17 protein-coding genes are annotated in these 24,733 nt (G+C 40.9%); 14 read left to right on the top strand and 3 right to left on the bottom strand.

The genetic code is table 11. The features are described 5' to 3' along the window. The first annotated feature begins 18 nt into the window (after nt 1–18). The 10 genes from RMY31_RS18390 (at nt 19) to RMY31_RS18345 (ending at nt 11,811) form a co-directional block, all read left to right on the top strand. A complete protein-coding gene (locus tag RMY31_RS18390; protein WP_322660632.1) occupies nt 19–1,302 on the top strand; it encodes a hypothetical protein in 1,284 nt (427 codons plus the stop codon). A gap of 138 nt (nt 1,303–1,440) precedes the next feature. After that, nucleotides 1,441–3,123 (top strand): iron uptake porin, encoded by a 1,683-nt coding sequence (locus RMY31_RS18385; protein WP_322660634.1) that lies wholly within the window; start codon nt 1,441–1,443, stop codon nt 3,121–3,123. A gap of 429 nt (nt 3,124–3,552) precedes the next feature. Next, nucleotides 3,553–3,747, top strand: coding sequence for a hypothetical protein (locus RMY31_RS18380; protein WP_322660636.1), 195 nt, complete (start codon nt 3,553–3,555; stop codon nt 3,745–3,747). A gap of 43 nt (nt 3,748–3,790) precedes the next feature. Then, complete coding sequence (locus RMY31_RS18375) at nt 3,791–3,985, top strand: hypothetical protein (RefSeq protein WP_322660638.1); 195 nt, start codon at nt 3,791–3,793, stop codon at nt 3,983–3,985. Between the two features lie 169 nt (nt 3,986–4,154). Further along, a complete protein-coding gene (locus tag RMY31_RS18370; RefSeq protein WP_322660640.1) occupies nt 4,155–4,373 on the top strand; it encodes a hypothetical protein in 219 nt (72 codons plus the stop codon). A 136-nt stretch (nt 4,374–4,509) separates the two neighbouring features. After that, the gene (locus RMY31_RS18365) at nt 4,510–4,743 is read left to right on the top strand and encodes a hypothetical protein (protein ID WP_322660642.1); all 234 of its coding nucleotides are present in this window, start codon (nt 4,510–4,512) and stop codon (nt 4,741–4,743) included. A 242-nt stretch (nt 4,744–4,985) separates the two neighbouring features. Further along, complete coding sequence (locus tag RMY31_RS18360) at nt 4,986–7,136, top strand: peptidase domain-containing ABC transporter (RefSeq protein ID WP_322660644.1); 2,151 nt, start codon at nt 4,986–4,988, stop codon at nt 7,134–7,136. A gap of 14 nt (nt 7,137–7,150) precedes the next feature. Next, complete coding sequence (locus RMY31_RS18355) at nt 7,151–8,563, top strand: HlyD family efflux transporter periplasmic adaptor subunit (protein WP_322660646.1); 1,413 nt, start codon at nt 7,151–7,153, stop codon at nt 8,561–8,563. 284 nt (nt 8,564–8,847) lie between these two features. Then, nucleotides 8,848–9,525 (top strand): response regulator transcription factor, encoded by a 678-nt coding sequence (locus RMY31_RS18350; RefSeq protein ID WP_322660648.1) that lies wholly within the window; start codon nt 8,848–8,850, stop codon nt 9,523–9,525. A 390-nt stretch (nt 9,526–9,915) separates the two neighbouring features. Beyond that, complete coding sequence (locus tag RMY31_RS18345; protein ID WP_322660651.1) at nt 9,916–11,811, top strand: CHASE2 domain-containing protein; 1,896 nt, start codon at nt 9,916–9,918, stop codon at nt 11,809–11,811. A 347-nt stretch (nt 11,812–12,158) separates the two neighbouring features. On the opposite strand, the gene pbpC is transcribed toward RMY31_RS18345, so the two are convergent. Then, on the bottom strand, nt 12,159–14,492 hold the full coding sequence (gene pbpC, locus RMY31_RS18340; protein WP_322660653.1) for a penicillin-binding protein 1C: 2,334 nt from the start codon (nt 14,490–14,492) through the stop codon (nt 12,159–12,161). A gap of 411 nt (nt 14,493–14,903) precedes the next feature. Between pbpC and RMY31_RS18335 the strand changes: the two genes are divergently transcribed. Continuing rightward, the gene (locus tag RMY31_RS18335) at nt 14,904–18,782 is read left to right on the top strand and encodes a PAS domain S-box protein (RefSeq protein ID WP_322660655.1); all 3,879 of its coding nucleotides are present in this window, start codon (nt 14,904–14,906) and stop codon (nt 18,780–18,782) included. A 61-nt stretch (nt 18,783–18,843) separates the two neighbouring features. Here the strand turns inward: RMY31_RS18335 and RMY31_RS18330 are convergent, their stop codons facing one another. Together RMY31_RS18330 and RMY31_RS18325 are read right to left on the bottom strand one after the other, a co-directional pair. Beyond that, nucleotides 18,844–20,637, bottom strand: a complete 1,794-nt coding sequence (locus RMY31_RS18330; protein ID WP_322660657.1) for an ABC transporter ATP-binding protein — start codon at nt 20,635–20,637, stop codon at nt 18,844–18,846. Beyond that, nucleotides 20,634–22,376 (bottom strand): ABC transporter ATP-binding protein, encoded by a 1,743-nt coding sequence (locus tag RMY31_RS18325; protein WP_409878075.1) that lies wholly within the window; start codon nt 22,374–22,376, stop codon nt 20,634–20,636. Before RMY31_RS18325 ends, RMY31_RS18330 begins: the two co-directional genes overlap by 4 nt. Before the next feature lie 435 nt (nt 22,377–22,811). On the opposite strand from RMY31_RS18325, the gene RMY31_RS18320 reads away from it, so the two are divergent. From RMY31_RS18320 to RMY31_RS18310, 3 genes are all read left to right on the top strand, one after another. After that, a complete protein-coding gene (locus RMY31_RS18320; RefSeq protein WP_322660663.1) occupies nt 22,812–23,306 on the top strand; it encodes a hypothetical protein in 495 nt (164 codons plus the stop codon). A gap of 229 nt (nt 23,307–23,535) precedes the next feature. Next, the gene (locus tag RMY31_RS18315) at nt 23,536–23,994 is read left to right on the top strand and encodes a hypothetical protein (protein WP_322660665.1); all 459 of its coding nucleotides are present in this window, start codon (nt 23,536–23,538) and stop codon (nt 23,992–23,994) included. 41 nt (nt 23,995–24,035) lie between these two features. After that, nucleotides 24,036–24,608, top strand: coding sequence for a hypothetical protein (locus RMY31_RS18310; protein ID WP_322660667.1), 573 nt, complete (start codon nt 24,036–24,038; stop codon nt 24,606–24,608). Nucleotides 24,609–24,733: the final 125 nt, after the last annotated feature.

Here is a 24,733-nt window from a genome sequence, read left to right as displayed (position 1 = left end):
TACATAAGGTAAGGTGTGATGAGACAGCAGATTTGGTCATTAACTCAAAAGTTAATTGTTAGCACACTGCTAACATTATCTTGGATGACTCCAGTACTGGCTCAATCAGACCAGCTGCTAACCCGTGCTGAAGTCTACAAACTAATTAAGATTGTCGAATTACTCCTGCAAAACCAAACTCGCCGCCCAGCACAACCAAAAGATGTCATAGTTCCTCGTGATGCAGTGAGAACGGGTGCGAGTTCTGAAGCTCAATTATTCTTTAACGATAAATCTCTCATTCGAGTAGATCAAAGCAGTACATTCCGGTTTGAACCAGGGTTGCGTCGCTTTAAGTTGCGAAATCTCATAGCCCTGAACGAGATGATATTTAAGTTGGAGGATGGTACTGCCTTAATTTTGAGTCCGCCGGGTAGTGTCGGGACTGAAGTAGAAACACCTGAGAGTCAAATTAGTATCCTCGCAGCGCGTCCCGCAACCAACGCATCTCAAATGAGGAATAACCTTGCATTAATTGCTATTAATAAAAGCAGCAAAATCAGCCAAAACAGCGATTTATTTCTGCCAGCACAGAAAGCTAGTGCAGTGATGGTAATACACGACAATACACGCAACACCACACAAGTTTTTGCTCTCACTGATGGAGATATTAAAATATCTGACCAAAAAGGGAAAAAAACCGTTGCCTTACAAGGTGGTCAGACAGTAGCTGTCAGAAACGGGTTGGTGGGCAAAGTACAAGAATTTGACTTACCAGCATTTTATAAAAGTATTTCACTGACTTCTGGTCTTGGACCAGGACAAGAAAATTTAATAGCACAAGAATCCACTCCAGTTCAGGAAACACTCAATGCCGTTCGGATCGAAACTTTAGCAGCATTGAAGAATCAAGCGCAAAGATTCAAGGGATTTACTAGAACTTTCCTGGCAGATGCACTAAATGGTACAGAAGGCGATTTGAATCCTCGCCCATCAGTTTCTATCAGAATTAGCAACCCACAGGTCACCACTGGAACATTCTTCAGACAGAGAGAAGGTAATACTGCCATTTTTATTCCTGATAATAATCCCAACTCCCCAACCACGATTGGAGTAGATTTTGATAAAGGTACAGTCACAATCAATGACAACACAGGTGTCAAGAATCAAGCTGGTCTGAGTGGCAACAATGCTAGTGCTTCTGTGATCGATGCTAACGGTCAAATAACTCAGATTGATGTTTTTGGTGTCAACGGTGAAGCACCTCAAAGAGGCGTTGGCTATCGTGGTAGTTTGACAACTGGTGTTGCACGCGATCGCTAGTACCATTGCGCGGAATTAAAAATTAAAAATACTCTATTTATAGGCTTTTGAAGTATTTTAAATGATATTCTTATTTCCGCCGCAGTGTACTAGTTAATATTTTGGCATATTTTTTAATATCAGGTGTGAGTGGTGACCATGAATAAAAAATTTTTCTTGCTCCTATCTGGGGTAGCAGTATTTGTATTAGCTACCCCTGTATTGGCAGAAAATCTAGATGACAAATTAACGCCAAAAGAAAATCAGCAATCGCTAGAATTTCTATCTGTCAATTCCAGCGATTCGCCAATAATTTATACTACAAATAGCGAAATATTTCAGCAAGATTTTACCCTAGCTCAGACAAACGAAGAAACGCAAATGTCACCTAGTAGCAGCATGGAACGAGTGACATCGGTATCTCAATTATCTGACGTACAGCCAAGTGATTGGGCTTTTGCCGCTTTGCAATCTTTAGTAGAACGTTATGGTGTAATTTCAGGTTATCCTGATGGCAGTTTTAAAGGCAACCGTACCTTAACGCGCTATGAATTTGCCGCAGGTTTAAATGCAGCATTAGATAAAATTAATGAATTAATTGCTGCTGGTCTAACAGACAAAGTCAGAAAAGAAGACTTGGTAATATTGCAAAATCTTAGAGAAGAATTTGCGGGTGAATTAGGCACTATAAAAAGTAGAATTGATACTCTAGAAGCACGGAATGCAAACATAGAAGCACAGCAGTTTTCTACCACAGTCATTTTAGGAGGACAAGTCATCTTTGGACTAGCAACAGGATTTGGCGGCGACCCTCCAGGTAAAGGAGAAGCCAACACAATTATCAGTCACCTAACACAATTGCAACTCGTTTCTTCTTTCACAGGCAAAGACCGTTTTCGAGTGGCATTGGTTACAGGAAATTCCGCTGATGATAGTTTTAGCAATCCTGATGCATTTAACACCAATATGGCCAGGCTGTCCTGGCAAGCAGATTATGATAATCAGGTAAGAGTAGATTCTGTAGAATATCGAGTTGCAGGACTAAGCGATCGCGTAGTTTTCACCTTCAAACCTGTAGGATTTAGTTTAAGCAGCGTTCTCAGTGTCAACTCACCCTATGCTGATGCCGGTCAAGGAGCAATTTCACTATTTGCTGGTTCAACTCCCATCTTTAAAATAGGCAGTCTTGATGCTGGTTTAGGCTTTGACTGGTTGCTTTCCGATGAACTGCGTTTGCAATTCGCCTATGGTACCAGAAATAGCAGCGATAGTAGCCGAGGTATATTTGGTGCAGACCATAGTGCTTTAGGAGTGCAGCTATTATACAAACCAACTCCTTCGTTAATTACTGGCTTGGCTTATGTAAATGCTTATTCTAGTAACGGTCAACTAGATACAGGTACAGGTAGCAGTAATGCAGATACATCTGGGGGAATTAACGAACCATCTCAGATTCATGGCATTAATGCCAGTATGAAATGGCAATTAAGCGATCGAGTCGTATTTGGTGCTTGGGGGGGTTTAATGGTGACTAATTCCCTACAGTCAGATGCCGTTGTCCTCAGCAGTACCTACACTGTTTCTCTAGGTTTATATGACCCCTTCGGCAGAAAAGGAGATTTATTGGGGTTGCTAGTAGGTCAACCGCCAAAGTTGAATAACGGCATTTTAGTTGCAGACGTGGATAGTGGTAATTCAACACATTATGAAGTTTTCTACCGCTACTTAGTCAACGACAACATTGCAATTACTCCCGGCTTTTTTATTGTTACTGACCCCGGACACATTTCTAGAAACGACGATATCTTCATAGGAGCTATCCGTACCACTTTTAGCTTTTAACTGTGCAGTGACACTTTCAAGATTTTAGTCACTGGCAATAAACTATCACTAACTATATAAAACCCTGTTTTTTGGGTATGTATCAAAATTACCAAGCTTAAAGATTAAACTTGGTATAGATTGACCTGCGAGTTTTCAAACAGGTCTAACCCTCGCAGGTAGAGCTATTTAGCAGTCATCAAGTTATCAAAAGTATAAATAAGATGATATTTCACTACCCCATGTATTTTTCGGAAATAGTAGTGGCGTAATTCAGAAGTCTAGTTTTCCGAATCTGGTAATTAAGTTTGCCGAAAACATACATGACTAAAGTCGGTGCTTCCACGTATTGTGTGTATTAACCAAACAAGGAGTTGAAGACCAAATAGAGGTAATCAACTAGTAGTTTGTAATACTTTCAAAAATCCTGACCAAAAGGAGTCAAAAACCATGCAAGTTATCGAAAATAACAAACTTTTCACTGAAATTACATCTGAAGAATCTGCAACTGTCAGCGGCGGTCTTGGCTTTAATTTTGTAGGATACGCTTTTGGTTTGGGTGCTGCCTTACTATTAGGCAACCCCGGAATTACTGCCGACGAAGTTCAGTATGTTTGGGAACAAACATTAGACCTGACAGTATAGTTTGTAATACTTTCAAACATCCTAATCAAAAGGAGTAAAAACCATGCAAGTTATCGAAAATAACAAACTTTTCACTGAAATTACATCCGAAGAATCTGCAACTGTCAGCGGCGGTCTTGGCTTTAATTTTGTAGGATACGCTTTTGGTTTGGGTGCTGCCTTACTATTAGGCAACCCCGGAATTACTGCCGAAGAAGTTCAGTACGTTTGGGAACAAACATTGGATCTGACACCCTAGAACCATCTTTGAGCCTGCATTAATTTTTTAGGCTTGTGTAACAATCCTTCTGGGATAACAGAGTAAGTATGAACCTGCTAAATACTGGAACATTTTTAGATGTTCCAGTATTTAGAAAAATATCACTAACTTGAATATCCCCAAAAAAATACGCTCAAAAAACATGCTAATGAATCAGAAAAACCCTCTTTTTACAGAGCTGATTGCTGAAGAGTCTGCTGTTATTAGTGGCGGTAAAGTTCCTATATTCATTTGGGAAACTAGAACAATTATTTATGCAGACGGTAAGGATAAAGAAGTGAAGTTTGATGAATATGGCTATCCAATAGTTGATACTGCCAGCAGCACTCCTACTTATTCTTTGTTAGCCTTCCCAGCTTCATTGTAAAACTTCTCCAAATTTATGAGTGCAGCATGAGTAGTTAAAAGTGAAAACGACTAACTACTCATAAAGCTCATCGTTTAATTAATACTCTTGATTTTTCACGTTTTTCATTCTTACATCTAGTTTAAGTAAGCGAGCAATGGAAGAAAAAAGTCCTCTTTTTAGAGAAATTCCCCCGGAAGAATCTGCCGTTGTTGGCGGAGGATGCTTTCATGTTGGTTTTGACCTTGATACTTACATGTTCATCTTGGGCGCTGGGATTTTATTTGGCAATCCTGGACTCACTCCAGAGGAAATTCAATTTGCTTGGGAGTCGTCTTTTGTATTTGAAAGTTCACCACGTTCTAGAAGAAGACGCTACAGAAGGCATTGAAACAGCGACATCAAATTTATGTGTAACTATATCTGAGATGAGGCAAGTCAATTAAACTTGCCTTGTGCATAATTCCTACCTTTGCAACTTTTATCAAACAAAATTGAAAAATATAGAATCATAATTCGAGATGAATTATTTACAACTGATAGATGAATAAGACTGATTTTAAATTCTAGCTTAAATAATTATTTTTTTTGAAAAATTATGGTTCAAAACATCAGTACAAGCATTTCTACTTTATGAAATACAATTACGTTGCACAGCACAGTGAAGAAGATTGTGGTGCTGCTTGTCTCGCATCAATTGCCAAACATTATGGACGGACTTTAACTCTAAATCATGTTCGTGAAGCTGTCGGTACTGGACAATTTGGCACAACTTTGTTAGGGCTAAAACGAGGAGCAGAAACACTCGGTTTTAATGCTCGTCCAGTCAAAACTTCACCAGAACTCCTGAACCGAATGAATGAAGCACCTCTACCAGCAATTATTCATTGGCAAGGGCATCATTGGGTAGTTTTATATGGTGTAGAAGGCAAAAAATGTGTAGTAGCCGATCCTGCTGTCGGTTTGCGCTATCTGTCTCCTAAAGATTTGGCAGAGGGGTGGGTAGATTGGTTAATGCTTTTACTGGAACCAGATCCAATACGGTTTCATGCCCAAAAGAATGAACAAGTTGGTGGCTTTTGGCGTTTCTTCAAGCGCATTTGGCATTTTCGAGACATTCTCGCGCAAGCATTGCCTCTGAATCTTTTGTTAGGATTACTATCTTTAGCTTCCCCTTTTCTATTGCAAATTCTCACTGATGATGTGCTAGTTCGAGGCGATACAAAACTGCTGACTACGATGGCGATCGCTGTGGTAGTAATGAATATTATTTCTAGTAGTTTATCTTGGGTACAATCTAATTTAATTGCTCACTTTGCCCAACGCCTACAATTAGGGTTAGTTCTAGAATTTGGGCGACAAATTCTACAATTACCTCTAGCTTATTATGAAGCTCGCCGCAGCGGGGAAATTGTGAGTCGCCTACGAGATATTGACCAGATTAATCAGTTAGTGGCTCAAGTCGTTGTTAGTTTACCCAGTAAATTTTTTATTGCGGTAATTTCTTTTGCTTTCATGGCTTTTTATAGTTGGAAATTAACTGCGCTAGCTCTATTTATCTCTGGAATTATGACTATTTCTACAGTTATATTCCAACCAAGTTTACAGCAAAAGACCCGTGATGTTTTAGTTACAGAAGCAGAAGCCCAAGGAGTTTTAGTAGAAACATTTAAAGGCGCACTCACTCTCAAAACTACCACTGCATCACCTCAATTTTGGGACGAATTACAAAGCAGATTTGGTAAAATTTCAACTCTGACTCTCAGTACAATGCAGATTGGCATTATCAACAATACATTCTCTAGCTTTGTCTCTGCTATTGGCAGTATTGTCTTGCTTTGGTTTGGCGGAAATTTAGTAATTGACCCAAATGAACATCTTAGTATCGGGCAATTACTAGCATTTAACTCCATGAATAGTAATTTCCTGGGTTTCATTGGTACTGTAATTACTTTTGTGGATGAATTTACGCGGGCGAAAACTGCTACACAACGCCTGACGGAAGTTATAGATGCCACTCCAGAAAATGCAGGTGAGGGTAAAAAGCCAGTTGCAAAAATTGCTGGAGATGCTGACATCGTTTGTAGCCAAGTCAACTTTCACTACCCTGGTCGAATCGAACTACTAGAAGACTTTTCTTTAACAATTCCAGGTGGTCAAGTTATCGCCATTATTGGTAAATCTGGTTGTGGTAAAAGCACCTTAGCTAAAATAATTGCTGGTTTATATCCACTGCAATCAGGTAATATTCGTATCGGATTTTATAACAGAGAAGACCTTTCTCTTGATTGTCTGCGTCAACAAATAGTATTAGTTCCTCAAGACGCTCATTTTTGGAGTCGTTCTATCATTGACAATTTTCGCCTAGGTGCGCCTCACATTACATTCGAGCAAATTGTCAGAGCTTGCCAAATTGCTGATGCTGATGATTTTATCAGTAAACTTCCTGATAAATATCAAACTATTCTAGGTGAGTTTGGAGCAAATATTTCTGGTGGACAACGCCAACGTTTGGCAATAGCAAGAGCCATTGTTACAGATCCACCAGTGCTAATTTTGGATGAATCTACTGGCGGACTCGATCCAGTCAGTGAAGCGCAAGTTCTCAATCAGTTACTTAAGCATCGTCATGGTAAAACGACAATTTTAATTACCCATCGTCCCAAGGTAATTAATCGTGCTGACTGGATTGTGTTGCTAGATCGAGGCAAGTTAAAGATTCAAGGTTCTTTGATGGAATTACGCTCTCAATCTGGAGAGCATTTGGACTTTTTAAATCCTTAATTCTTCAGGTAATTATGCTCTATACCCATAATCAAAAACTTCTGCCATTTGTTCAAAGTGAAGAGTTTCTTCCACCCGTTAGTCCCTGGATGTCTTTAGCAGGACTTTCTATTATTGTAAGTGTTGGTACTGCTATTAGTCTCTCTTCATGGATGAAATACAACGTGACGGTAAAAGTTGCTGCTGCTGTGCGTCCTACAGGAGAAATTCGGCTAGTGCAACCAAAAGTTGAAGGGACTGTTAAAACTATTTTAGTTAAAGAAAATCAACTCGTAAAACAAGGGGAGGCGATCGCTAGCCTTGACGACGAACCACTGCAAATCAAAAAGAGCCAATTGCAAGATAATATCCAACAGGATAAGTTACAAATCATGCAAATTAATGCTCAAATCAGTGCCTTAAATACCCAAATTCTCGCTGAAGCAATAGTAGCAGACCGGACAATTGTCTCTGCTAAAGCAGATTTAGAACGCAGTCAACGGGAGTATCAAGAGCGACAAATTACCACTAGGAGCGAATTACTGGTAGCCCAAGCAAATTTGCAAAAAGCTCAAGCCGATTTGCAAAAAGCTCAAGCCGATTTAAGTTTTGCACAAGTCGATCGCGATCGCTACGAGCAGCTAGCACAAGTTGGCGCAATTGGTAGGCGAGAATTTGAGCAGAAAAAGTTAATTGTCACCCAGACTCAAGCCACACTTGAAGCTGAAAAAAAAGCGGTTGATATTGCTCAAGCCAAAGTGCAAGCAGCTAGCGCCGCTATTAATCCTACCAATGCTATGGTGGCGATCGCGACTGAACGCATTGCCCAAGAAATTGCTAGAGGTAGGGCAACTATCGCTACCTTAAAAAAAGAAAAACAAGCCTTAATTCAACGGCGAGTTGAAATCCAAAACCAACTCGGACAATCTCAAAAAGAACTCCTACAAGTTGCCCGTCAGATGCAAGATACTATTCTGCGAGCAAGTAGTGATGGTATCATCCTCAAGCTCAATTTGCGAAACCCCGGCCAAGTATTGCGCGCTAGCGAGGCGATCGCTGAAATCGCTCCTAATAATGCTCCTCTAGTCATTAAAGCCATGATTCCCACTCAGGAGATCAAAAATGTCACAATTGGTCAAAAAGCGCAATTGCGAATTGATGCCTGTCCTTATCCTGATTATGGGACTCTCAAAGGTGTTGTCAAAACTGTTTCTCCAGACGCAATTACATCTACAAACAACAATACAGATGCAGCAAAATCAGGATCTACAACTCCTGCTCCTAGCTTCTTTGAAGCAACTATCCAACCCGAAAGCCTGACATTTGGAAATGGCGATCGCCAGTGTCATATCCAATCTGGGATGGAGGTAAAAGCTGATATAATTTCTCAAGAAGATACAGTACTACAATTTATGTTAAGAAAGGCTAGATTAATCACTGATTTGTGAGCATCTGTCACCATAATATGTAGTTTTTTCTCCTCGAATTCTGTGTTTCCCTAGTAATACTAGGGAATTTTATTATTTTTATATAAAACAATAAATATTTAGTTTAGTTAAAAACAAAAAAATGTACAACTCAAAATTTAGAAGCAATTATATTTAAAATCGTAATGATATATAAATCATCTACTGAATTATTAAAAATACTATATAATTTAATAAATTTCCTTATTAGTGCATATACAACTCAAAAATTGTTATTTACGTATTCACTAGGTGGGATATTAATTATGCAAAACACTTTAACAGATAAGGCATTGCCTAAAATTCTGGTAATTGATGACCACGAATCAGTTTTGGGTGGAACTGTTAATGTCTTGCAAAAACATTACCCTGATGCTGAGTTGATTGTTGCTGTAAATGCTAAGAACGCTCTCAATCGACTTACTACCTCACAGCCGGATCTGGTAGTTATGGATCTTTCTATTCCAAATAACCCTGGAACGACAGCTAGGCCTGATACAGGTGTTCAACTACTAAGAACCTTGATGAAAAACTATCCTACTCTCAATATTGTTGTCCAAAGCGCTAATATCAGAACGCTAGTGAGGATTAGACCTGATATTGATAGTCATAAAGGAGGCTTTACAGTCGCAGATAAAAGTCTTTCCACCCAAGAAATGTTAACCAGAGTTGATTGGGCATTACAGGGATTAACTCATACAAAAGACATTAAAGGAATCCATTCGGGATTAGAAGTTAAACCAGAGTGGCTCAGGATGCTAACTTTAGCATTTGGAGAAGGATTACAAGATAAGACCATTGCTGAACGGATGTGTATATCTGAACGCATGGTGCGTCATTACTGGAGTAAGCTGCAAGATGCTTTAAATGTTTATCCTGAAGAGGGTAAAAATATCCGCATCCAAACTGAAATGCGAGCTAGAGAAGAAGGATTAATTGATTAAGCAAAATAATGTACTAATATCTTAAATTTTTATATCAACATAGGTTGATAATTTTTAATAAGACCACTAAAACATTACTGAATTCTGTATTCTTCTTCAATGCTAATCACTTTACCTGAATAATCCTAAATAAGTTATGAGAAAATTCACCCTTTGGCTAGCGCCGTCGCTCTCTTAGCAAAGGGACTACAGGGAAATCGCAACATCTCAAATTGTCACGAATGATTTAGGACTGCTATATCTTTTTTACCCACAAATTGCTACAGTAGTGATATTGTAAGCTTTTCATATTAGAAAATACTATTTTTCATAAATGCAAATTGTTTATTAATTAATATTATTAGTTTTTGCTAATTTTTTGGAAGTAGCTAAAAACTAAGGCAAACACTTATGCGGTCTAGACTTTGGAGAAGAATTCAAGAGGAAATTGCCATTTTGCGTGTAGGTGCATTACCAGGTATTGTAGTGATAACGCTGGTGATTATTGCTCGTCTCACTGGTTTCATGCAATCTTTAGAGTGGCTAGCTTTTGATAGTTTTCTTCGTCTGCGTCCGGATGAACCCATAGAGCAAAGAATCGTACTTGTGGGGATTAATGAAGATGATATCCGCACTCGCAAAAAGTATGCCGTAGATTCTCCCATCTCAGATCGGGACTTGGCACAGCTACTATTTAAATTACAGACATATAAGCCTAGAGTTATTGGTCTTGATATTTATAGGGATTTACCAGTTAACCCCGGACATGCTGAACTAGTTGCAGCTTTTTCAAATCTGAAAAATTTAATCGCTATTGAAAAAGTATTACCTGACGAAATTGCCCCACCACCAAAATTATCACCCAAACAAATTGGTTTTGCAGATCAAATTATCGATACTGATGGCAAATTAAGGCGTAGCTTGTTGGGAACACCAACACCTAAAGGATACAAATTTTCTTTGTCTGTGCGTTTAGCAGAAGTTTATTTAGCTCATGAAAGAATTACTTTAGAAAACGGAAATCGCGATCGCGCTGCTATGAGGTTCGGAAATACTGAATTACCTCGGTTTTTGACCAATTCCGGCGGATATGTGCGAACTGATGCGGGTGGAGTTCAGGTACTACTCAATTTTCGTAGTGGTCGAGAAAGATTTAGAACCTTATCTTTGCACGCTCTCAAAAACGAGCAATTTAATCCAGACTGGATACGCGATCGCATCGTAATTATTGGCATAACTTCGCCCAGTCGTAAAGACTTCATCACTACTTCAGCCATTGAATCTATTAAACCTGCAACAGGGCGAGTTTATGGATTGGAAATTCAAGCTCATGCTGTTAGTCAAATTATCAGTGCAGCACTTGACTCTAGACCAATGTTGAATACTTGGTTAGATGTATGGGAATATATCTGGATTGTAGCCTGGGGTTTTTTAGGAATTGTTAGTGCGAGACTGACCAAATCTCCTCTGATAAATCTTTTAGTTGTTGGTCTTGCTAGCTTTAGTCTAGTATTCGTCAGTTATTTACTGCTGATTTGGGGTTGGTGGATTCCAGTGATACCAGCACTCATCGTTTTAGCCTTAAATGGTGTAGAACTCACGGCTTTATATCAACACGACCAAGCTTTGCGGTTGGGAATTAAAGCCCGCCAAGCTATTATTGAACGCACATTTGAAACAATTCACAATGGCCCCCAGCAAAACCTAGCTAAAGTTTTGAAATTAGTTCGAGATCGGGATGTGCCAATTAACGAATTGCTGCCAGAAATAGAACAAGAACTAGAAAAATTGAATCACGAGTTACGGGGAATTTATGAATTTTTGCAAAGAGAACCACTAAATCAAGATATTAGTCTTTATTTAGGAAAAAGTCTAGTCTTAAATTTGCAAGACCCTCTTCATGAAATTCTCTATCAAGTTTACAACCATACTTTAGAGCGAGAGTTTCCCTGCTTTAAAACCATCAGAATTAAAATTCGGAATTTTGAACCTATAGATGAGCGACACTTAACTATTGAACAAAAACGAAGTCTCTGCCGATTTCTAGAAGAAGCTTTGTGCAATGTGGGCAAACACGCCACAGGAGTAACCCGTCTCGAAGTTAATTGCTCTTCATTTGAAGGCTGGTACACTCTTAGCATCACAGATGACGGGTTAGGCATCAGTTCATCTACAGAAGGTCGAGGAACACAACAGTTTAGAAATTTAGCTCGACAATTCAAAGGGAAATTTCGGCGAGTGTCTCTTTCTCCTAGAGGCACTCTTTGCGAATTATCTTGGTCTATAAAAAGGTTTTGGTTATGGTAATCATTTAAAGTAAAACTAAACTTATGCCAACATGGCAAGACAAAATATACAAAAAATTTTATTGTCACTTTGGAGTTTAGTGTATCTCTATAAAAATGAAGTGACTATAATGATGACAGACAAAAAAAAGTACTTAAACAAGCTTCTGAACGCCAGAGTATTAATAAGTTGTGTTTTGAGTATCATATTGGGTGTAACTCAATCTGCATTGTCGGCGTACCAACCACCTAAAGATCAAAAACCTCCAAGTGGTTATTCAGACTCATCAGGCATCAGGGGAAGTTGCAAAACAACCAGTGAGCGATTGCTAATACTACTATTTATCTTGTTAATCGTCCCACTTTTCATTATTGGCGATCGCTTCTTACTTTAGAATCAACAATAGAAAAACCTCGACGTGTAGGTTTCATATTAGCCAACTCCACTTGAAAACTCACCTGATCGCTCATTTCCCCACTTCTGGCTTCTAAAGTCCAGTTACCAGGACGCAGATCCCAAAATAAAGTATTAGCCGACTGGGAATCTAGTTTTTCACCATTTAGCCACCACTCTACAGGTGCAGATTTGGTTCCCGCCAGCTTAAACTCCAATTTCTGCTGCATTTGGGCACCAGGATACAGCAAGAATAAATCACCATTGTGCGGAGATAAAATTCTCAAATTGTTAGCAGCAAAACTCGATTGTTGCTGTCTTGCCAACCACTCATCATACTCTGGCGGCAAATTAAAATCGGTTTGAGTATCGTAGGCAATTTTATCTTCCGGGTAGAAATATTCCTGCACTACAGAGGTACAATCTGGCGTTGGTCGTAAACCAGATATTGCACATATCGGTAGTTGCACCAAACCTTCTGGAGGCAGAAAACCCGCTGGTTCTTGATGTTCATGCAGGTGTAACATAATCCGATTCCATAATGGTGCTGCCCCAGTAACACCAGATACCTGCCGCATCGGTTCGCCATTGAAATTACCTACCCAAGTGGCAACTGTGTAATCGGTAGTAAAACCCACAGTCCAAGTATCGCGAAAATTTGAGGAAGTGCCAGTTTTAACGGCAGTGGGAAAAGGCAAGTTTAACACCGAGTCTACACCAAAGGCTGTGGCACGAGCATGACTGTCACCGAGCATGTTGGTGATGAGTTGCCATGTTGTGGGGTTGGGGAGTTGGGAGTTGGGAGTAGAGACGCGATTAATCGCGTCTGTACAAGGTATTAGGGGTATGGCTTGTCCTTGTCGTGCTAGTTTGAGGTAGGCGCGGGCGAGTTCCCATAAACTGACTTCGCCACTACCGAGAGTCAATCCTAAACCATAATATTCAGCAGTTTGATTGAGGTGTGCAAATCCTAGCTGATGCAGACGTTCTAAGAAAGTTTGCACGCCTACTTTTTCTAGTACTCGCACTGCTGGTACATTCAGGGAATTAGCTAAAGCCACCCGCACCCGTACCGGGCCAAGAAAACTTTCGGTATAATCTGTCGGGCTGTAGAGTTTCGCACCGGGAATTGCGTAGTGGGCTGGTACATCTGCCAAAATAGTATTCGGGCGAATCATACCTTTTTCTAAAGCTAACTCATACACAAAAGGCTTCAACGTAGATCCTGGCTGACGCAGTGCCTGTACTCCATCATTGCGTCCCAGTTTTAATTCATTAAAGTAATCTGGCGAACCGACATAAGCTAAAACTTCCCCAGTGTGGTTATCAATCACCAAAGCAGCTGCATCATGGACATTGTTAGCAGCCAGGGAAGAAAGTACCTGCTGCACTTGTGCTTCTACAAATTGCTGCAAAGGACGATTGATAGTAGTGCGGATGGGAGATGAATGCTGTGGCGGTAGCTGAGTCGATAACCAAAATAAAAAATGTGGTGCGGCAATAATTCCTCTTTGGCGAGACTGAAAGACAACCTTTTCAGTGTAGGTTTGCTCTGCTGTGGCGCGAGTGATATAACCATCCTGTACCATACGATTGAGAACGTATCTTTGACGTTGCTGCAACCGTTTCCAATGCGCTAAAGGGTCGAAATAAGTAGGATTATTGGGAATAGCCGCCAGAAGACTGGCTTGAGCAAGATTCAAATCGCTAGCTGGGATGGAAAAATAAGTACGGGCTGCTGCTTCCACACCATATATATTTCCTCCCATTGGCAGCCGATTGATATATGCAAAGAGAATTTCATCTTTGTTCATTCCTGCTGTTAATCGCCAAGATAACCAAATTTCACGTACTTTACCTAACAGGGTACGAGGAGAAGGATCTAACATCCGCGCCAACTGCATAGTAATTGTGGAAGCACCAGAAACAATTCTTTTGGCGTGAATGGCTTCTTTGATGGCGCGGACAACCGCTTTCATATCCAACGCCCCATGCTTATAAAAGCTACTATCTTCAGCAGCTAAAATGGCATGGATAAACTGGGGAGACACTTGATTTAGTGGTACTACTGCTGTATGCTCTTGGTCGCGGGTGAGCAATGTTCCCAATGGTAAATTGTTGCGATCGCTAAATTGCATTGCCAATTGATTTTGGGCAATATCTGCGGCACGAATCGGCGCAAAATAAGGAAGCGATCGCACCACCAAACATATTAGCAGCATAGTTAGGAAAACTTTACTAGTTTTGCGATTTCGCTGATGCCACAATTTACGCTTAATCTGGATAAGCCATCGCGAAGTTGGTTTCATCAGCGAATCCCCTGGCTAGAAAAACTTACCTTAATTTTGGCGCGGTGATTACAGATGCATCAGCAAACATTGCAAACACTTAACAAAGCTGCGATAAATTTAGAGCCTTCCCTACAAGACGCTGCGCGAACAGGGTGGAATATAATTGCGAATTGGTTTGACAAGCTGTGAAAAATTCTTGCCAAACTCTGACAGGATAAGGGTGACCTCACCCACTGTTAATTTTGGCATCCTATTATCTAAAATCAATAAATCTAAAGGCTTGTACAGAATTGTAGTAATTTCTCAGAAAATGTATAACTGATTGTGTGGCAAAAAGTTTTTAAGAATAAAAAGTCAACACATAACAAACTATTCTCGATGCTTAGTTTACTTGTTTTGTTTTTCAAGTAAAGTCGTGGAGGAAAGTAAGTGGGTGAAAATAAGGTATTTCAGGATCTCACTGCTTGTCAGCAAGCTTACAAAGTATTGCAACAAGTTTACGACGAGTTAGAAAGACGAGTAAAAACGCAAACTAGTGAACTCCGGCAAGCCAATGAGGAATTGCAAACAGCCTTAGAGGAATTGACAATCATTGAAGAGGAACTGCGCTCTTCAAACGAAGAACTGATTGAAAGTCGTCAAGTTATAGAGTTGGAACGTCAGCGTTACCATGATTTGTTCGAGTTTGCTCCAGATGGCTATTTAGTAACTGACATTCGGGGAAGTATCCAACAGGCAAATCAGGCAGCAGCAACCTTGCTTTCCACACAACAGCAGTATTTAATTGGCAAACCATTGGTTGTCTTTATTGCCGAGCCAGAACGCAAAGCTTTTCGGACTCGATTAGCGCAGTTGCAAGAGGCGCAGGGCTGGGAAGTTTACCTCAAACCACCCTCAAGAGAGCCTTTCCCGGCGATGCTTGCCGTCACTAGTATACATGACGAACAGGGTCAGCAAGTGGGCTGGCGCTGGCTGCTTTGCGACATTAGCGATCGCAAGCTAGCTGAACAAAGGCTGGCTATGTCTGAATCACAGTATCGGCTGTTATTTGAACGCAATCCTAATCCCATGTGGATTTTCGATCCCCAAATCCTGGGCTTTTTGGCAGTTAATCAAGCTGCGATCGCTCACTATGGGTATTCTGAATCAGAATTTTTGTCCATGACTCTTGTCGATATTCGCCCACCTGAAGATATTCCTAACTACCAGGAGTGGATTGAGCAATATCGCTTCAATGATTATGAATTTGTTTATCAAGGAGAATGGCGACACTGCAAGCGGGATGGCTCGATTATTGATGTCGAAATTACCAGCAGTCGGATTATCTGGTCGGGAAAACTTGCCGATTTTGTGATGGTTAAGGATATTACCGAACATAAACAGGCACAAGAGACGCTACGCAGGAGCGAGGAGCAGCGCAGGCTTGTCCTAGATTTGACTGACACGGGTTTTTGGGACTGGAATCTTGCTACAAATAAAGTGATCTGGAACGAAAACCATTACCATTTGTTCGGTCTCATACCAAACTCTGTTGAGGCTAACTATCAACTATGGCGCGATCGCGTTCATCCTGAAGATATTGAGCGAGTTGAGCAGGAAATTAACTATGCTCTTGATACCCAGACTGAGTACGAAACTGAATACCGCGTGATTCATCCTGATGGTAGCCATCACTGGTTGCTGGCTAGGGGTCGAGGAGTCTATGACGATTCCGGTCAAGCAGTGCGAATGTTAGGGATGCTTTTTGATATTAGCGATCGCAAATGCCGCGAAGCCAACGCTGCCTTTTTATCAGAAATCGCTGAAGATTTATCGCGTCTGTCGTCCGCTGATGAGATCGTGCAAGCGGTTGGCGCGAAAGTAGGCAGTTATCTTGGCATCTCAAACTGTACGTTTATCGAGATCGATGAAGTGCAGGATCGGGCGATTGTTGAATACACCTGGCACACAGCAGATACCCCGGACGCGATCGGTGTTCATCGGCTCTCGGATTTTATTACCGAGGAACTCCGGCAAGCGGTTCGGGCCGGAGAAACCGTTGCCATTCGCAATACCCAGACCGACCCGCGTACCGACAAACACCGCTTTGCCGCGCTTAATAAGCAGTCGTTTGTCAGCGTGCCATTTCATCGAGACGGTCAATGGAAATATTCGTTCACCGTCTATGATTCTGTTGCCCGCGATTGGCGCGAAGATGAAATCGAGCTAATCTGTGAAGTCACCAACCGCATTTTCCCCCGGCTAGAACGCGCCCGCGCCGAAGCAGCCGTTGCGGCAGACCTGAAAGATACGCAACTGTTGCGTGAGGTGAGCGCACGATCCGAAGACAACATTCAGGTGCTTTACAATGAGATTGTGGCGGCGGCGATCGCGCTGATGCGGGCGGATGGCGGTAGTTTCCAAATTTTGCATGAACCGACACAAGAACTGCTACTGCTGGCATCACAGAACTTTAACCAGACGCTGACCGAGCATTTCGATCGGGTTGGCACCCGTTGCAACACGTCCTGTGGTATTGCCCTGGCAATCGGCGAGCGCTCTTTGATTAATTTTGATGTCCCAGAAAGCGACGACCCGAATGGCTATCTGCGAATGCATCTCAACGCTGGGTATCTCTGTGCCCAGTCAACCCCGCTGATCTCTCGATTGGGAAAACCGATTGGTATGGTTTCAACCCATTGGCGCAACCATCACCAACCGAGCGATCGCGAATTGCGTTTTCTGGATTTGCTAGCGCGTCAGGCTGCTGACTTAATTGAGCAGCGACAAGCCCAAGAGAAAATCCAAGAGCAGGCTGCTTTGCTTGATGTCACCATTGATGCCATTTTTGTGTGCGATTTAGAATGTCGCATCTTATACTGCAACTCTGGTGCGGAGCGTATGTACGGCTGGCAAGCAGCAGAAGTACTTGGCAAAAACTTTCGTGAGTTTTCATACAAGCAAATTTCTACATCCGTGGAAGAGGCTCTCAAAACTGTTGTTGAGCAAGGAGGATGGCAAGGCGAACTTAATAAAGTCACAAAATCCGGACAAGAAATCATTGTCTCTAGTCGCTGGACGCTAATCCGCGATGATACAGGACAGCCAAAATCCATCCTCACTGTTAATACCGACATTACCGAGAAAAAACAACTCGAAACCCAATTCTATCGGGTACAACGCTTAGAGAGCTTAGGTACTCTAGCAAGCGGTATTGCTCATGACTTAAATAACATACTGGCACCCATTCTGACAATTGCTCAACTGCTGCCACTGAAACTTCCCAATCTGAATGAGCAAAATCGACGACTCCTGAATATCCTAGAAAACAACTCTAAACGTGGTAGCGAACTAGTTAAGCAAGTTACAGCATTTGCACGGGGAGTAGAAGGTAAGCGCGTTTCTCTACAACCAAGACACATACTCAAGGAAATTGAGCAAGTTGTCAAAAGTACATTTCCCAAATCAATTGAAATCTGCGTTAATATCACAACGCCAAATCTTTGGAAAGTCTCGGCAGATCCCACGCAAATACATCAGGTGTTAATGAACTTGTGTGTAAATGCTCGTGATGCCATGCCACAGGGGGGCATATTAACTATTTGTGCGGAAAATTTCTACGTTGATGAAAACTATGCCAAGATGGCTTTAGAGGCAAAAGTTGGTAATTACGTAGTTATAACCGTGTCTGATAGAGGATGCGGTATGCTACAAGAGGTACTGGAGCGAATTTTTGAACCCTTTTTCACAACCAAACAACAGGGTCAAGGCACTGGATTAGGGCTTTCAACTGTTATTGGTATCATCAAAAACCACGGTGGTTTTATCAAAGTATATAGCGAGGTAGGAGAGGGTAGCCAATTTCAGGTATACTTAAGCGCCACTGAGACATCAGTAACCCAAGAAACTGATGAATCCGAGATGGTTAGAGGAAACGGCGAATTAATTTTGGTTGTGGATGACGAAGCATTTGTTAGAGATGTTGCCAAAACCTCACTAGAACAGTTCAATTACAAAGTCCTAGTAGCCAGTGATAGTTTTGATGCCTTCTCACTCTATGTCCAAAACAAAAATGAAATCAGTGTAGTGTTGATGGATATACAAATGCCATCAATAGATGGATTAAATGCTATTCGCGTTCTGCAACAAATCAATTCAAGTGTCCAAATTATTGTCATCAGCGGACTTGCATCCAATCACAAGCTTTTAAAAGATAGTCATATTGACGTGCAAGCTTTTTTAACAAAACCCTACACTATCAAAGAATTATTGAACACTATTAAAGAAGTTTTAACTGCGGCGGCAGATGAAAAATTTGGTAATGGGTAATGGGCCAATTACCAATTACCAATGAAGTGAGGGCGAACAACCGTTCGCTCCTACCAGATGTCTAATGTATCTCCATTGCATCAGTTGCACCCAGTTGAAGTGCATAAAGGTTCGCATATACACCCTGTTGAGCAATTAGTTCTGCGTGAGTTCCCTGTTCGACAATTTGTCCCTGCTGAATTACTAATACTCGATCTGCCTGAGTAACTGTGCTGAGACGGTGGGCAATTACGAAACTAGTACGATTTTTGAGTAAACGAGCGATCGCTTCTTGTACCATCGCTTCTGTACGGGTATCAATACTGCTAGTTGCTTCATCGAGAATCAGAATTCGGGGGTTAATTAACACTGCCCGCGCAATACTAATTAGTTGCCGTTGTCCTTGGCTGAGGGGCGCACCCCGTTCGCCTAATTGAGTTGTGTAACCTTGTGGTAGTGAGGTAATGAACTCATGCACATTCGCCATCTGTGCAGCCGCTTCGATATCGGCTTGGGTGGCGTGCGGTAAACCAAAGGCAATATTTTCAGCAACAGTACCGCTGAACAAAATATTATCTTGTAGGACGATACCAATCTGACGGCGCAAACTAGCTTGCGTGACACTACGCACATCAATGTTATCAATTTTTACAGCACCGCCAGACACATCGTAGAAGCGCAAAATTAAGTTAATAATCGTACTTTTGCCAGAGCCAGTTGGCCCCACTAACGCCACCATCTGTCCTGGATAGGCGTGTAAATTCACTCCTTTAAGAACAAGTTGCTGTGGGTTGTAGCCAAACGTGACATTCTCGAATTTGACCTCACCCTGAATCGGTGGCATTTCAATGGCATTGGGTGCATCTTGAAGTTGTGAGGGTTCATCCAGCAGTAGAAAAATCCGTTCTAATCCAGCGAAAGCAGATTGAGCCTGAGTATAAAACTGGCTGAGGATTTGAATGGGGCGGAAGAACTGCTGCACGTAAAGTAAAAAGGATGTCACTACACCCACCGTTGCGGCTCCCGTGACGGCAAGATAGCCACCATAGGCCAGCACACCTGCGGTTGCTAGGGTGTTGAGAAAATCGATTGACGGCAAAAAAGCAGCGGTAATTGCCACTGCTTCGACGTTGGCATCGCGATTGGCAGCGTTGAGAATGTTGAATTCTTCAATATTGATTGGTACACGATTAAATGCTTGGGCTTCTCGGACACTGCCAATGTCTTCTTCCAACTTTGCAGAAAGTTCGCCGATTGTCTGGCGGGTGACGCGAAATTTAGCTCTTGCCCAACGGGCAAAAAAGCTTGTGGTCAAAATCATCGCTGGCACGACTAGGTTGCTTAACAAGCCGAGTCGCAGGTTAATCGCAAACATCGCAATCACAATACCCACCAAACTGAAAATGTTACCCAGCATTTGGGCAATCGTCTGTCCAAATGCCTGATTGACAGTATTAACATCATTCAGTAGGCGACTCATTAAATCACCTGCTTCGCTGCGATCGAAAAAGCTGAGTGGCAAACTCTGGATTTTAGTAAAAATATCTTGCCTTAGTTGCCCCAGCAACCGCTGCATAATCCAGCCGACGCGAATAATCTGACCTCTAATTGCCCAGACACCAAGTCCATAGATTAGCCCCAGTAGACCCAATACCAGCAGCAATCCCCGCAGATTTCCCCGTGCAATTAGATTATCAATTGACCAGCCGATTAAGAAAGGCCCAATTGCCTGGGTAGAAGCCCCTATCATGACTAATGTCAGGGCGATGGGAATTTCTTTGCGATAGGGTCGCAAGTATTGTAAAAAACGTTGTAGCGTAGAGAGTTGCTGAGTTGCTTGTTGCTCAGATGCCACAACCGGGCCAATACCTCTCATTTGTTCTCCTTTTGCTTCACCTGAGATTCCAAAATCGCACCATAAAGCGAACTTGTTTGCATTAATTCCTCGTGAGTTCCTTGGGCGACTAATCTTCCTTTATCCATCAGCAAAATGCGATCGGCATTCTGTACGGTACTAATGCGTTGAGCCACCACAAAGGTTGTACAAGCCTTTTGACGCATCAGACCATCCAGTTCGGCTTGAATCTGGGCGGCAGTCTTGGCATCCACAGCCGATGTACTGTCATCCAAAATCAGAATACTGTAATCGGTCAGTAAGGTACGGGCGATCGCTATCCGTTGCTTTTGTCCCCCAGACAAACCAATGCCGCGTTCACCCACGATTGTCTCGTAGCTGTCAGGTAGGCTGGCGATAAAATCATGAATCTGGGCAGTTTTGGCAACCTCAATCACCTGTTCCATAGTTGCATTGGGTTTGGCATAGGCAATATTCTCGCGGATAGTGCCAGAGAACAATGTGGTTTCCTGGAAGACAATGCCAATATGCGCTCTTAAACTTTTCAGTTTGAAGTCCCGCACATCTCGACCGTCAATGCGAATCGCTCCCCCAGTGACATCATAAAAGCGGGGAAGCAAATTCATAATCGTACTTTTTCCAGAAGCTGTCATTCCTAGAACGGCGATTAGTTCGTTGGGCTTGGTTTCAAAAGAAACTCCTTTGAGGGCTTCTTTTGTAGCGCCAGGATAACGGAAGGAAACATTCTCAAAAGTGATTCTACCAGCGCAAGTATCAAATGGAATAGCACCAGGGCGATCGCTAATTTCTATTTCTGCATCCACCACTTCGTAGACCCGTTCGGCAGAAGCAGCCGCTTGAGCGATCGCTGGGGCAGCAAATCCAATCAATAAAATTGGTTGGAGAATCAATACGAGGTAAGAATTAAACGCTACTAATTCGCCAATAGAGAACCTGTCCTCAATTACCTGTGCGCCCCCATAGCCAAAAACTGCTATTGTTACCAAATTACTCAGCAAAAAGATAAATGGGAAAGTATTGCGGATGGCAGCAATGGTCTTCATGTTTGCCTTGACCAGAGTATCATTCAAGGTTGTGTAACGCGACCTTTCGGCTGACTCCCGCACAAAGGCTTTCACCACTCGTACCCCTACCAAGTTTTCTTGTAATACGGCATTCAGGTCACTTAGTTGCTCTTGTACCTGCCGGAACAGTCCGTTATTGCGGCTGATAAATCGCGCCATCAACCATCCAGCTAAAGGCACTACGGTCAGTGTAATGAGCGCTAGTTGCCAGTTCATCACCAGCAAAATCACCGCTATAACTACCAATGTGACAACTCCACCGATGACCTGAATCAGGCTAGTGCCAATAAATGTGCGGATCTGCTCGATATCGCTAGTGACGCGAGTTAGCAGTTGGGAAGTCTGTGACTGGTCGTGGTAGCTGAAACTGAGATTTTGAATTTTGCTGAAAATTTTGTTCCGCAAATCATAGGCGACACCTTGAGACGCTGCTTCTGCTAAATAGCTTTGCCCAAAGTTAAACAAACCACGAGCGATCGCAGCAACTACCATCCAGGCAGCGCTGTAAAGGACAATTTGTAAATTTTTTGTAACAATGCCGCGATCGATTCCCCAGCGAAATAGTTGCGGAGTCAGCGCATTGGCAAGTGTCAATAGCAACAGGCTGACTAAAGCTCCCAGCGAAGTCCAGCGGTAAGTTCTCAAACTCTCCAGTACCCGCCGGATTGCCTGCATCGATGAAGTTTCCTGGATTTCTGGTGGCTGAACCAATGGAATTCACCTTGATACTTCTGGAAAACTATAAAAGTATAAGCTAATCAGGATTCAAGTTACATGTTTCGGAAGAAGTGATGTAGGCTCACCCATTAACTGCAAATTTTTAGCGTACAAGTTGCAAAATTTTGTTGCCTAGTAATTGAAAATTTCATAAATACAGCTTAAATAAAAATAGCTGATTATATTTTTAAGGCTATTTAATATTTGATTTCAGCAACAAAAATGATGCAATATCTCAGTTGAAAGTTGAAACTTATATATACAAAAGCAATTTGAGTCTCAAAAATTTTAAAAAATAAATCACAATTGTATATTCATATAAATCCTTAAGAATAAAATTAGGTTTAATTTTAATATATTTTTAATCAAAATCCATGTAAATTACTAAAAAACATGATAAACCGTATCCTCTTTTTAGCTATTTTCATTTTCATCGGAATACCGTTAACTTTTTTGAGCATATTCTATAGCTTAAATTATTCAGGTTTCTGTTTTGCAAAGATGCGTTATTTAAGTGATGAAGAAAAGTTACGAATAGCTTTTGATTATAACAATAGGGAGGATGAATTACCTGTATATGTAGGTCAAAAAGTCAAATATTACGAACACATCAAGTATGCAAGTTTTGATGAATATATTAAAGAAAATCCAGACTGCTGTTCTATCATTCATGGTGAAACATATAAGATTGCACAGTCTTTATTTATTGAAAAGCCTTTATTTTTAGATCGTATAACCGGACGTGGTTTTCGCAATTTGATAGTTATTAACTTCAAAGTGCGTTATTTAGATGATAACGGTAATCAGAAAGTACAAGAAGTACGTTTTGGAAATACTTTACGGAACTGTGGTCGTCCATTATCCATTCCGTTTTATAAAGATTCATAATTAAAGGAAGTACAGAAATTTATTTATAGGAGCGTATAGCTATGTGTCTTTATACCGTACAAAGCGAGAAATACTATACTTAGTAAACAACTATAATGTATCGGAGATTAATAATAAACTTGTATTTATAGGGGCAAGTTTTGATTACTACAAATTCTTTTAGCTAGGAGTTGGATTTAACTGTAAAATTTTTTACTAAAGAACTATGTAGATTACCACAAATACAATAATGCACCGCACCTGTTTTTTAGCTATTTTCCTTTTAATTGGATTTCCATTAACTTTTTTAAGCATATACTTTAGCTTAAATTATTCAGGTTTCTGCTTTGCAAAGATGCGCTATCTTAGCGATGAAGAGAAGATAAAATTGGCTTTTTATTCTCTAAATAATGCAGAAAAACTACGTATTCAAATTGCAGGTAAAATGGAAGATCGCAAATTTATCAAGTATAAAAGTTTTGAGGAATATATTAAAGAGAATCCTGATTGTTGTACAATTAGTCCTCCTGGTGGTACTGAGACTCCATCAGATTCTTTTTTGACTCGTATACTTGGGCTTCATTCTGGCGAGGGGATACGTATTAAGTTCAAAGTGCGCTATTTAGATGAAAATGGCTTGGAAAGATTTCAAGAAATCACTACTGGCATTGCATTGCAAAACTGTGGAAAAGAAGTGATTTTCGATTAATAGTTGTTAACTAACATAACTGAAATTATTGGATAACTATAATGGCAATTTTGAACAAAAATGATATTACAAATTTGTATTTGTATGGTCAGTTAACAACTCCTGTGAATTTATTAGATAGTAGTTTGATCCGACCTAAAGATACCGTTATTAGAGTAAATGTTGATTCAGTAGAGTTAATGAAGGATCCTGGTAGGTTTGCTGTCGGAAGCCAATTTGAGCTAATAAAAAGATTTTTCAACTTAAATACTTCAATTTCGCCTAGAACTTACACAAAACCTGAAATAAATAATCTTATTTTGCGTTCAGATGTCATTTATTGGAAAATGGTACAATTAAATTATAATGACATCGTTGATGATTATTTAGATCGGGTTTGGGCGTACAACTCGATGGCATTTAAAATTTCTGATAGTGCTAGATTTATTGTTGAAGCAAATGGTGAAAGGCGAATAGATAATTTTGCAATTGAACCTTTGATAAATACAGATCCTAATAAAGTAGACAATTTTGATTTTGAATCAGACAATCCTTTAACACTTATTCTTAATCTCTTTGCAGAACCACGAATAGATCCGTCGCGTATTGGTAGAAAAGTTAGACATTTCCAATAACTATCAAAGCCTTTATGTGACTAGCTTTTAGGGTGCAAATGCAAGCATTGCGAATCAACTAGTCTATATGAGCAAATAAGGGTTTGAGATATTTATTGTAGAGAACAAGACCAAAATATATGGTG

The organism is Dendronalium sp. ChiSLP03b, from assembly GCF_034531165.2.
Taxonomy (GTDB): Bacteria; Cyanobacteriota; Cyanobacteriia; order Cyanobacteriales; family Nostocaceae; genus Dendronalium; species Dendronalium minutum.
This window is presented reverse-complemented; position numbering and strand designations above follow the sequence as displayed.